Annotated in this window: 11 protein-coding genes and 1 pseudogene; all 12 read right to left on the bottom strand. The window is 72.0% G+C overall.

From position 1 onward, the window contains the following. Positions 1 to 47 precede the first annotated feature (47 nt). Entirely contained in the window at positions 48 to 800 is a 753-nt protein-coding gene (gene gspN, locus FKV25_RS02410; RefSeq protein WP_170218478.1) for a type II secretion system protein N, read from the bottom strand. Continuing rightward, positions 797 to 1,294, bottom strand: coding sequence for a type II secretion system protein GspM (gene gspM / locus FKV25_RS02415; RefSeq protein WP_141517202.1), 498 nt, complete (start codon positions 1,292 to 1,294; stop codon positions 797 to 799). Before gspM ends, gspN begins: the two co-directional genes overlap by 4 nt. Further along, positions 1,291 to 2,451: a type II secretion system protein GspL gene (gene gspL / locus FKV25_RS02420; protein WP_170218479.1), complete on the bottom strand. Its 1,161-nt coding sequence runs from the start codon at positions 2,449 to 2,451 to the stop codon at positions 1,291 to 1,293. The genes gspM and gspL overlap by 4 nt, the downstream gene beginning before the upstream one ends. Next, positions 2,448 to 3,452 carry a type II secretion system minor pseudopilin GspK gene (gene gspK / locus FKV25_RS02425; RefSeq protein WP_141517204.1) on the bottom strand — a complete coding sequence of 335 codons (1,005 nt, stop codon included), beginning with the start codon at positions 3,450 to 3,452 and terminating at the stop codon, positions 2,448 to 2,450. Before gspK ends, gspL begins: the two co-directional genes overlap by 4 nt. Then, positions 3,449 to 4,072 carry a type II secretion system minor pseudopilin GspJ gene (gene gspJ / locus FKV25_RS02430; RefSeq protein ID WP_141517205.1) on the bottom strand — a complete coding sequence of 208 codons (624 nt, stop codon included), beginning with the start codon at positions 4,070 to 4,072 and terminating at the stop codon, positions 3,449 to 3,451. Before gspJ ends, gspK begins: the two co-directional genes overlap by 4 nt. After that, entirely contained in the window at positions 4,069 to 4,458 is a 390-nt protein-coding gene (gene gspI, locus FKV25_RS02435) for a type II secretion system minor pseudopilin GspI (RefSeq protein WP_141517206.1), read from the bottom strand. The genes gspJ and gspI overlap by 4 nt, the downstream gene beginning before the upstream one ends. After that, on the bottom strand, positions 4,442 to 4,906 hold the full coding sequence (locus tag FKV25_RS02440; protein WP_141517207.1) for a GspH/FimT family pseudopilin: 465 nt from the start codon (positions 4,904 to 4,906) through the stop codon (positions 4,442 to 4,444). The genes gspI and FKV25_RS02440 overlap by 17 nt, the downstream gene beginning before the upstream one ends. Further along, a complete protein-coding gene (gene gspG / locus FKV25_RS02445) occupies positions 4,903 to 5,373 on the bottom strand; it encodes a type II secretion system major pseudopilin GspG (protein ID WP_141517208.1) in 471 nt (156 codons plus the stop codon). Before gspG ends, FKV25_RS02440 begins: the two co-directional genes overlap by 4 nt. Before the next feature lie 37 nt (positions 5,374 to 5,410). Then, on the bottom strand, positions 5,411 to 6,619 hold the full coding sequence (gspF, locus tag FKV25_RS02450; RefSeq protein WP_141517209.1) for a type II secretion system inner membrane protein GspF: 1,209 nt from the start codon (positions 6,617 to 6,619) through the stop codon (positions 5,411 to 5,413). Next, positions 6,606 to 8,102 carry a type II secretion system ATPase GspE gene (gspE, locus tag FKV25_RS02455; protein ID WP_141517210.1) on the bottom strand — a complete coding sequence of 499 codons (1,497 nt, stop codon included), beginning with the start codon at positions 8,100 to 8,102 and terminating at the stop codon, positions 6,606 to 6,608. The genes gspF and gspE overlap by 14 nt, the downstream gene beginning before the upstream one ends. Then, complete coding sequence (gene gspD / locus FKV25_RS02460; protein ID WP_425462597.1) at positions 8,099 to 10,189, bottom strand: type II secretion system secretin GspD; 2,091 nt, start codon at positions 10,187 to 10,189, stop codon at positions 8,099 to 8,101. Before gspD ends, gspE begins: the two co-directional genes overlap by 4 nt. Further along, positions 10,186 to 10,517 (bottom strand): annotated as a pseudogene (locus tag FKV25_RS16110) (type II secretion system protein N); the annotation flags it as partial. The gene gspD and the pseudogene FKV25_RS16110, both read right to left, overlap by 4 nt.

The following is a 10,517-nucleotide window of genomic DNA, read 5'->3' on the forward strand; positions in this document are numbered from 1 at the left end:
ATCCAGGACTGTCATGTGTCAATGCGTTGACAGCGATCAAGCGCCCGTCAGGGCAGCGCGTGCAGAAGGTCCCGGCGATGCATGCCCTCGGGCCCGGCTTCGAAGCCGGCCCGTTCCAGGGCGAGGCGGGCGGCGGGCACCTCGGTCGCGGCGACCGTGTCGATGGAGACGCCGCCGTCGGCATCGACGCGAAGCCGGCATTCGACGCGGTCGATGCCCGGGGGCAACGGGGAGACGGGCTGCAGCACCGCCGTGCCCTGCGCGCCATCGCACGCGATCGGCCCTTCCATGCGCAGGCCTGCCGCCGTTTGCGACGGCGCGTCGGCGCTTGCCTCGGCGCGGCCACGAGACGGATCGGGGAGTGGCAGTTCGACGCTGAGGCTGCCGCCCGCATCCTCGCAGCGGCCTGCGCGGAACAGCAGCCGCGCCTGCTCCAGGCCCAGCCGGGCCGGCGCCGCGAGCCCGGCCAGGTCGATCGCGATCTCGCCGGCGCCATCGCGCAGTCCCTGGCGGCGTCCCTGCACCCAGGTCGCCGAAAGTCCGGAGCTCTCGATCTCCCAACGGCGCTCGCCGATCACCAGCGGCAGTGGTTCGAGTGCGACATGCACGATGTCGAGGCGCAGCTTGCCCCACTGCAGCCCGCGCAGCGTGCCCCGCCACACGCTTCCGTCGACGGCCCGCGCCGACCCGCCCGTGGCCGGCATGCCCGGGATTGCGAGCAGCAGGCGCAACGGCACCAGCATCGCCATCGAGACCGCGAGCAGCAGCAGGAAGAGCACCAGCAGGCGTCGCGTGCTCATCGCGCGCCCGCCCGCGGATCGACGGATTGCAGCGGAAGCCGGAGCCGGGCCGTCACGCCGGCCGGACGCCGTTCGACGTGCAGCGTCGTGGGCGCCGCCGAGTGGGCCAGTCGCAGGCGCTCCAGCCATGCGAACAGCGCAGCGGCTTCCACGTCCTGGAGTTCGATCTCGACCTCGTCGCCGTCCAGACGGTGCGTTGCGTCAGCCAGCCCGGCATCGCCCAGGGTCTCGCGGACCGTCGCCAGGTCGAGGGGCCGCGTCGACGCGGACTGGCGCATCGCACGAAGCGCCCCCGCCTGCTCGCGTACCCGCAGGACGTCGGCCGCGGCCCGGTCGTACCGTGCACTGGCTTCGCGGCCCAGGGCGTTCAGGGGCAACAGCACGCCATAGGCGTAGGCGAAGGTCGCGAGCATCAGGCACATCGTGCCGACCAGCCACTGCTCGCGCCTGTCGCGGGCGGCCCACCAGCGGCGCAGGGAGGGGATCGGGTTCATCGTTCGGCTTCCGGAGAGAGTAGGACGGCACGGCCCGGGCAGTCGGCGGGCGCGGAGGCCTCCGGAGCGAGTGTCATCGGCAGCCCTTCGTGCGCCAGCCCTTCGCGCAGCGCCTCCAGGTCGGCCGGAGCGCCGGGCACGACGCAGACGACGACGGGCGCCCCGTCCCCCGCATCCAGTCGCTCGAGCCGAAGGCCGGGCACCTGGTCCACCGCGGCGAACAGCGGTGCGAGCGGGATCGTGCCGGGGGTGCCTGCATCGAGTGCGTCCTGTAACGCGGTGGCCGGCGGCAGGTCGGCTGCCGACGCCCCGAGCAGGTCCCGCGCAGTGTCCGTCGCCTCGCGTTCGAGCCGGCTGGCCGCGATCCCATGCCGGAGGGCGTCGCCCGCGGCCAGCAGCGCGGGCGACGCCACCAGCAGTGCGGCCAGCAGCGCCATGCGACGCAGGGGCGGCGGGCCGCTGTCGGCGCGCCGGGGCACGAAGCGGTGCTGCAGCAGGTTGACGGAAGCCTGCATCGCGCCGGCCGCGAGGCGCGCATCGCTTGCATCGGGGACGGGGGCGAACGGCTCGCCCTGGCGGTCTTCCAGCAGCAGGCGCGCGAGCTCGGGCTCGGCGGTGAATGCCAGGCGGTCGCCGCGTACCAGCCACTGGCCCGCCCGCTCGAGGATCGTGATCGCATCGCCCGCTGGCGCCAGGCGATCACCGCCCGCCCCAATGGGCGAGGGGAGCAGCATGTAGTCGGGCAGCATTGCGTCGGCTTCGATGCCCACGGCGCGTGCCGTGTCCAGCCAACGCTGCATCAGCGCCGCGTCGACGACCAGCGCCTGGCGCTCGGGCGCGCCTGCAACGGCCGGTGCCAGCACCACGTGCAGCGCGCCAGCGGCCGACGCATGCCGTCCTTCCAGGCGGTGGCGGGCCAGCGCGACGGCCTGCGCCTCGCTGGCGGCCTCGATCGCCAGCCACGTGCTGCCAACCGCGGCGCCGGGCACGGCGAGGACTTCGCGCACGGGCGTGTCGGGTCGCGCCGGCAGGCAGTGCACCGGCGGATCCAGTGACCATTGCTCGCGGGCGATGATCCGCCCTGAATCATCGAGGGTCAGGCACTGCGCGCTGGTGCCGGCAGGCGCCAACAGGTGCAGGCGGGTGAAGGCTGTCATGGGTCCGGGTTCCATTGGCGGGCGCGCAGGAGCAGCGTGCCGGCGCGAAGTTCGAGCAGTTCGTCCAGCACCACTTGCGCGTCGCCGTACTCCACCCGGGCGCGGACGCCGAAGAAGCGGGTGCGCAGGGCGACCTGCTCGAGTACCGGGTTGGGCGGCGCGGCGGCGGCGAGCAGGGGCTGGCTCCAGAATGCGGCGGGGTCTTCCCAGCCGCCGGCCGGGCGTCCGGCGATGGTGCGCCGGGCCTGCGCCGCGTCCAGTGCACCCAGGGTGAGCATCGACAACAGGGGGCCGTCGTCGGGGCCCAGTGTGTTGAGGTTGAGCGGTGAGAGCCCGGCGTCCGGCAACGCACACACGTAGGGCCGGAGGCGCGCGTAGGCGGACGCCGAGTAGCCGGCGATCGCGCGCAGCTCGCTGGTGTCCGCGAGCAGACTGCCCGAGGTTCGGCTTGCCGGTTCGCGATGGGCGTAATGGGCATCCTCGGCGCCGGCGGACGAGGGCGTCGCGTCGCTGTCGATCCAGTCGACCAGCGCGTCCACCAGTTGCGTGGCCTGCGCATCGTCGAAGTCGAGTGCATGCAGCAGTGCGGAGTACTGGCGCGCGCCCAGCTCGCGTCGCTGCCACTGTTCGACGGCACCCTCGACGACGCTGTTGAGGTTGAAGCAATTGCCGGCATCGCGGATGCGCAGCGTTGCCATGCCGCCTTCACCGTCCTCGATGGGAAACGGCACCGTACGCCCGTTCCACCCACCTGCCAGGGTCGTGCGACCGGGCTGCGCCGCGTCCAGGCGCAGGATCGTCTGGCGCGCAAGCGCTCCGGCGCCCAGCGCATGCCACTGTGCCTGCGTCACCGATTGCACGTTGCGTGCGCGCCGCGTCGCGAACCGGATGTCGTCGAGCATGGACACCACCAGCACCGACATCACCGCGACCAGCAACAGCACCGTCAGCAGGGCGACGCCGCGTTGCACCGACGGCCGCCCCCGGCGTGCGCGGTTCATGCGGGCACCGCCGGGACCAGGAACAATTGCTCGACGCGACCGAAACCGTCGAGCTCGAGGTCCAGCGCGATCGCGTCCGGCAGCGTGTCCGCGCCGCCCGGCCAGCCCTCGAGCCAGTCGCCGCGGAAACGGTAGCGCACTCGGGCCGAATGAACGCCCTCCAGCAGGACCTGCGGCGCGGACATCGCCGCGCCATCGAGCGCCGGGCGGGTACGCCGCTCCAGGCGGCCTTCGACGATGCGGTATTCCACGTACTGCATCGAGGCGCGCGCTTCGCCTTCCGGATTGTTCCAGCCGCGCCGCACGAAGCCCAGCAGTACCGGCGCGTCGGGGCCGCCGGCGACGAACGCGCGGCGCGCGGCCTGTCCGTTGGCGTCGCGCACCCGCCGCACCGCTGCCTGGCCGAGGTCCGCGCGCAACAAGGCGCGCGCACGCTGGAACGCAGCGACCTCTTCGGCGCGTCCGCGCACCACGTCCTGGTTGTCGATGGCATACGCCATCACCGCGACCGCGGACGCTGCGATGAGGCCGAAGACGAACAGGGCCACCAGCATCTCCACGAGGGTGAAACCCCGCTGCTGACTTGCCGGGACGCTGGGCGCGCGGACGCGGACCTTCATGGTGGGGTCCTGTACAGCGTCAGCTCGGCGGCAATGCGATCCGAGTCCGGTGCCATGACGGTGACGTCCACCCGCATCACGCCGGGCACTTGCGTGGCCTCGAAGCGACGCGTCCACCGCCATTCCTGTCCGCCGGCCTCTTCCACGCCATCGCCCACGGCCATCATCGCGTCGAGCTCGGCGCGATCGGCGAGGCTCGCCTCGACCGCGCGGTTGTCGGCCACCACGCCGGCGAGGATCCGCTCGCGCATCCAGCCGGCGTTGCGCGTGCTCTCGCCCGCCAGGTTGAGCAGGGCAAGCACGGCCAGGCCGAAGATGGCCATCGCCACCAGCACCTCGATCAGGGAGAAGCCCCGCGGGCGCATGGCGTCAGCGGCGCGCGGCATGCACCCGTACCTTGCCGGCGGCATCGACCTCGACGGTCAAACCGTCGGCCTCGTGCTCCAGGCGCAGTGACCGCGGCAGCGCCGCTCCGGTCGGATCGAACTGGAAGCGCTGGCGCTCATCGTTGCGCGGCAAGCGCGCCCGGACGCCGTCCTCCCAGAGCACGTTGCCGAACGGCGGCGCGTGCAGCGCCTGCCAGCCTTCGAACTGGCGCCGCGAGAAGCCGTACCCCTGCGAGGTCGCGGTGACTTCGATCGTGCGCGTGCCCAGGATGGCCTCGTCGCGGGCCAGTGCCAGGCGCGCCGCGAAGCGGTCGGCCTGTTCACGCAGCGGGTCCCGGCCCGGCGCGGTCATCGCCACGGCGGCCCCGGCCAGACCGATGATGAACAGCACCACCATCAGCTCCACCAGGGTGAAGCCACGCGAGTGCCGGGGCGCGCGCTGGTTCATTCCCAGTTGCCGATGTCGGCGTTGTCGCCTTCGCCGCCCTCGACGCCGTCGGCACCCAGGGAGTAGACGTCGAACGGACCGCGACGGCCCGGCGCGCGGTACTGGTACGGGTGCCCCCACGGATCCTCGGGCAGGCGACGGATGTAGCCGCCGCGCCGGTAGCGCTCGGGCCGGGCGAGGCCGGCGGGCGCCTGCAACAGGGCCTGCAGGCCTTGCCCCGTGGTCGGATACGCCAGGTTGTCGAGGCGGTAGGTCTCGGTGGCCTGCTCAAGCACGGAGACATCGGCGCGGGCCTTCTCGACCATGGCGCGGTCCTGGCTGGGCATCACGTTGATCATCACCACCGTGGCGAGCAGGCCGATGATGACGATGACGACCATCAATTCGACGAGGGTGAAGCCGGCGGCCGCGCGTCGCGGCCGGGCGGGGATCGGGCGTATCCGTTGGGGCGTGGCAGAGGGGTTCATGTCGGCATCGGGTCCGGGGTGGGCATGGGGACGCTTGCTAGAGGGCGAGCGAGTTGAACTGGAGGATGGGCAGCAGGATGGCCAGCACGATTACCGCGACCACGCCGCCGAGCAGGACGATGATCACCGGCTCGAGCAGGCTCATCGCGGCCGTGGTGAAGGTGTTGAACTCGCGCTCGAGGTAGTCGGCCGCGCGGGCGAGCATCGGCGCCAGGCGCCCGCTGTTCTCGCCGCTGGAGGCCATGTAGAGCAGGGTCGGCGGGAACACCCCGGCACGCTTCATCGCCGCGGACAGGCTGCCGCCTTCGCGGATGGACGCCACCATGTCGTCGGTGGCGCCTCGCAGCACGCGGTTGTGCACGGTGCGCGCCGTGATCGCCAGCCCTTCCATGATCGGCAATCCGCTGTCGACCATGATCGACAGCGTGCGCGCCATGCGCGCGGCGTGGACGTCGCGCACCAGCCGCCCCAGCAGCGGGGTGCGCAGGACCAGGGCGTCGAAGCGCAAGCGGAACGCGTCGCGCGCCAGCAGGCCGCGGAACGCCACCAGGCCGAGCGCGAGCAGTACCAGCGCCGGCAGCCCCCATTGGGTCATCAGGTCCGAGATCGTGATGATGGCGCGCGTCAGCGCCGGCAACTCGCGACCCATGGAATCGAACTGGTCGACCACCCGCGGCACGACGAAGCGCATCAGCGCGATCACCACGCAAACCGCCGTCATCGCCAGTGCCGCGGGATAGACGAGTGCGGTGACGAGTTTTCCGCGCACCTGCTGCTCGCGCTCGAGCAGGTCGGCGAGGCGTTCGAGCACGTCGGGCAGGGCACCCGAACTCTCGCCGGCGGCGACCATCGCCCGGTACAGCGGCGGGAAGGCCTTGCCCTGGCGTGCCATCGCGTCCGACAGGCGGAAGCCTTCCAGCACCTGCGCGTGGGTGGCCATGACGACCCGGCGCACGGCGGGCTTCTCGGCCTGCGAGCCGATCGTGCGCAGTGCTTCCTCCAGGGGGGCGGCGGTGACCAGGGTGGCCAGCTGGCGGGTGAACAGGGTCGCGTCGCGTGCGCTGAAGCGATCGAGCAGGCTGCGTCCGCGCGCGGCGGGTCGTGAAGCGCTTGCCGGTTCGAGCCGGGTGGGCAGCAGGCGCCGCGCCTGGAGCCGTGCGCGGGCGGAATCGGGGTCAGCGGCGTCGACCACGCCCTGCCGTCGTCGCCCCCGTACGTCGAGCGCGGCGTACTCAAACCTGGCCATCGGCGCCTGTGTCCTGGTGGGTGACGCGCAATGCTTCCTCCAGCGTCGTGTGCCCGGCGAGCACGCAGTCGCGGGCGGCCCGGGACAGGCGCGCACCGTTGGCGAACGCCGCGCGGGCGATGCAGCCTTCGTCGGCGTTCTCGCCGATCAGGCGGCGCAGCGGTTCGTCGATGGTGATCGCCTCGTAGACCCCCAACCGGCCTGCGTAGCCGGTATGGTTGCAGGCCTGGCAGCCCGTCGCCCGGTAAAGCGTGGCCGGGACGGCGGTGCCGAGTACGCGCACCGCGAGGGCATCGGGCTCCCGTGGCGCACGGCAGGCCGGGCACAGGCGCCGCACCAGGCGCTGGGCCAGGATCAGGCGCAGCGTCGAGGCGAGCAGGAAGGGTTCCACGCCCATGTCGCGCAGGCGGGTGATCGCGCCGACGGCGTCGTTGGTGTGCACGGTGGACAGGACGAGGTGGCCGGTGAGGCTGGCCTGCACCGCGATCCGCGCGGTCTCCGGGTCGCGGATCTCGCCGACCATCACCGTGTCCGGGTCCTGGCGCAGGATCGCGCGCAGGCCGGCCGCGAAGCTCATGCCGACTTTGGCGTTGACCTGGGTCTGGCCGATACCGTCGATGGCGTACTCGACCGGATCCTCCACGGTGAGGATGGTGCGGCTGCCGTCGTTGAGCCCTGCCAGCCCGGCGTAGAGCGTGGTCGTCTTGCCCGATCCGGTCGGGCCGGTGACCAGGATGATGCCGTTGGGCACACCGAGCGCGCGGTCGACCGCCTGCAGCACCTGCGACGGCATGCCGAGCTCGCGCAGCGAAAGAATTCCCTGCTCCTTGTCGAGCAGGCGCATCACCACGCGCTCGCCCCCGCGCGCGGGAAGCGTGGACACGCGCACGTCGAGCGCCTTTGCTCCCATTGACACGGAGATGCGACCGTCCTGTGGGATGCGTTTCTCGGCGATGTCGAGCCGCGCCATCACCTTCACCCGCGACACCAGCAGCGGGGCGATGCGCGCGGGCAGGCGAAGCATCTCGCGCATGACGCCGTCCACCCGGAAACGCACCCGCAGATGGGCTTCGGAAGGTTCGACGTGCACGTCGGATGCGCCCAGGCGCGCGGCTTCGGCGAGCAGGCCGTTGATGAGCCTGATGATCGGCGCGTCGTCCTGGCTCTCGAGCAGGTCGGCCGTCGCGGGCATGTCGTCGACCAGCGCGTCCAGGCTGCCGTGCGCATCGAAGGCGTCTGCGTCGGTCGCGCGGTCCAGTCCGGCATCGGCGTAGGCTTCCGACAGTTGCCGGTCGAAGCTGGCGCGATCGAGGCGCTCGACCTGCAGTGGCCGGTCCAGCGCACGACGGGCCTCGAGCAGCGCCTCGCTGTCGGCACCTTCGCGCAGGCCGATCCGCACGCGCGCCTCGTCGCTGTCGAGCACGACGATGCCATGGGCCTTGGCGAAGGCGTATGCCAGGCGGGCGGGCGCGTCGATGGTCATGGCGTGGACGACGATGGCGGTTCGGCACTCCCCGGGGCGGGTGCCGGGAGCGGTGCGGCGGGGAGGGGCACGGGCGGGGCCACGGGCGGGCTCGCGCGCAGGTAGTCCTGGACGAGGGCATCGAGCGTGGCGCGCTGCTGCCGCGGGTCCTGCGCCTGCAGCTGGCGGTCGCGGATGTAGTCGTAGCGCTGCGAGGTGGCGCGCTGCGCGTCGGCGGCGTCGCGCAGCACGGTGGGCCGGATGAACACCATCAGGTTGCGCTGGTCGTTGCGGCGCGCGGTACTGCGGAACAGGCCGCCGATCAGCGGGATGTCGCCCAGGCCGGGGATCTTGTCGACGGTCACCCGGTCGGTCTGGTCGAGTAGTCCGCCCAGGACGACGATGGCGCCGTCGTCGACCTGCACCCGGGTCTCGATCTCGCGCTTGTTGAGGACGAGTTCGTTGAGGCTGGAACTCACCGGGCCGGCGATGGAGGACACCTCCTGGCGCAGGAACAGGGTGATGCCGCCGCCGCTGTTGACCTGCGGCTTGACCTCCAGTTGCACGCCCACGTCCTGGCGCTGGATCGTCCGGAACGGGTTGCTGTTGGAGTCGCCCAGGACCTCGCCGGTGGTGATCGGCACTTCCTGCCCGACCAGGATGCGCGCTTCCTCGTTGTCGAGCGTGAGGATGGAAGGCGTCGACAGCAGGTTCGAGCCGGTGTCGGACTTGACCGCGTTGATGATCATGCCGAATACCGCATCGCCGCTGCTGCCGGCGATGCCCGCCAGGCCGCCGCTCAGGCCGAGCAGCGAGTTCAGGGCCGCGGTGCGGGCGGCGTCCAGCAAGGGGTTGCCGTCGTCGTCCTCGCCAGGCGCCCCGGCGGCGACGCCGGCCGCGATCGGCATGATGCCCACGCTCGAGCTGGGGTATTGCGTGGCGGTGAACGGAATGCGCCCGTCCTTGCCGGCCAGCAGGAACTGCACGCCCAGTTCCTTCGCGGCCTCGTCGGAAATCTCCACCACGATGGCTTCGACCAGCACCTGCTCGCGGCGCGTGTCCAACTGGTTGATCACGTCGAGCAGTGTGCGCTGGGTTTCCGGGTCGGCGTTGATGATGATCGAGTTCGAGCCCGGGTAGCGGACGATGGTCGGGCGCTTGCCCGCGGTGCCCGCGATGACCTGGGCGCCCGCGCCCGCGGGATCGACCGCGTTGCTGGCGGGGCGGTCGGCGGAAGGCGCGCCTTCGGGCGACTGTCCGACCAGTTGCTGCAGCACCGGCAACAGCTGTTCGGCGTTGGCGTGTCGCAGCTTCACCACGCGGACGTCGCCGCTGCTCTCGGCGCGGCGGTCGAGTTCCAGGATCATCGCGGTGACGCGCTGGATGAGGGCGGCGTCGCCGCGCACGACGATCGAGTTGCTGCTCTCCACCGGCAGGATCGACAGCGCCGCGCTGCCGCCTTCGGCGCCGCCGATGCCGAACAGGCGCGACACGGTCGCGGCGATCTCCTGGGCCGAACTGTTGCGCAGGGTGACCGTGTCGATCGTCGCGCGATCGCTGTCGACCTGGGCGACCAGCTCGCGGATGCGCCTGAGGTTGTCGGCGTAGTCAGCCACCAGCAGGCTGTTGGACTGCGGCATCGGCAGCACCACGCCACCGCGACCGACCAGCGGCTTCAGCGTCTCGGCGGCGATCCGCGCATCGACCGTTCGCAGCGGGATGACCTGGGTGGCGAAGCCCATCGCCCCGCCACCCGCCGAGCCGGGCTGCTGCGCGGCGGTGTCGTCGGGGACCACGCGGTAGGCACCGGCCCCGGCGGGGACGGCGACCAGGCCGTTCGCGCGCAGGACCGCGAGCAGCACGCCCAGCAACTCCTGCTCGGACATCGGCGCGCTGCGGTTGACGTTGACCGTGCCCTGCACCCGCGGATCGACGATGAAGGTGGTGCCGGTGGCGCGCGCGACGTCCTGGATGAAGGCGCGGATGTCCGCGCCCTGCATGTCCAGGGCTTCGGCGGCGTTGGGCGTCGCGGATTGCGCCCGCGACGGGGCGATCGGTTGCAGCGCCAGGCTGGCGATCAGCAAGCTGGAAACAAAGGAGCGGTTCAAGGTGGCGTGGCCTGCAGGGTGATCGTTCGTGTCTGGTCGCCGCGCTTGACCGTGAGTACGGTCGACGCGCGGGTGCCGAGTTCGGCCTCGAGGCCGCGCAGGCGCTCGAGGTCGAGGGGACGCCCGTCCACCGCCAGCAGCACGTCGCCCGGTTCGAGCCCGGCCTGGCGGAAGAAGGCGCCATCGCCCCGGGGCACCAGCGCGTAGCCGCCGTCGAGGGTGGCGCGCATGCCGGCCTGGGCCATCAGCTGCGCGGGGGCGAGTGCGACGGGCGGCGCGTCCGGGGGCGTCGTCGCCTGGGCATCGACGCTGCGTGGCGAGGCGGGCA

Origin of the sequence: Marilutibacter aestuarii (genome assembly GCF_006546775.1) — a bacterium.
GTDB lineage: Bacteria > Pseudomonadota > Gammaproteobacteria > Xanthomonadales > Xanthomonadaceae > Marilutibacter > Marilutibacter aestuarii.

Bases quoted from the DNA above. Each gene is read 5' to 3' on its own strand.
- gspF (WP_141517209.1), bottom strand. From the start codon at position 6,619: ATGGCCAGGTTTGAGTACGCCGCGCTCGACGTACGGGGGCGACGACGG.
- gspE (WP_141517210.1), bottom strand. From the start codon at position 8,102: ATGACCATCGACGCGCCCGCCCGCCTGGCATACGCCTTCGCCAAGGCC.
- gspJ (WP_141517205.1), bottom strand. From the start codon at position 4,072: ATGAAGGTCCGCGTCCGCGCGCCCAGCGTCCCGGCAAGTCAGCAGCGG.
- gspI (WP_141517206.1), bottom strand. From the start codon at position 4,458: ATGCCGCGCGCCGCTGACGCCATGCGCCCGCGGGGCTTCTCCCTGATC.
- gspG (WP_141517208.1), bottom strand. From the start codon at position 5,373: ATGAACCCCTCTGCCACGCCCCAACGGATACGCCCGATCCCCGCCCGG.
- FKV25_RS02440 (WP_141517207.1), bottom strand. From the start codon at position 4,906: ATGAACCAGCGCGCGCCCCGGCACTCGCGTGGCTTCACCCTGGTGGAG.
- gspN (WP_170218478.1), bottom strand. From the start codon at position 800: ATGAGCACGCGACGCCTGCTGGTGCTCTTCCTGCTGCTGCTCGCGGTC.
- gspL (WP_170218479.1), bottom strand. From the start codon at position 2,451: ATGACAGCCTTCACCCGCCTGCACCTGTTGGCGCCTGCCGGCACCAGC.
- gspM (WP_141517202.1), bottom strand. From the start codon at position 1,294: ATGAACCCGATCCCCTCCCTGCGCCGCTGGTGGGCCGCCCGCGACAGG.
- gspK (WP_141517204.1), bottom strand. From the start codon at position 3,452: ATGAACCGCGCACGCCGGGGGCGGCCGTCGGTGCAACGCGGCGTCGCC.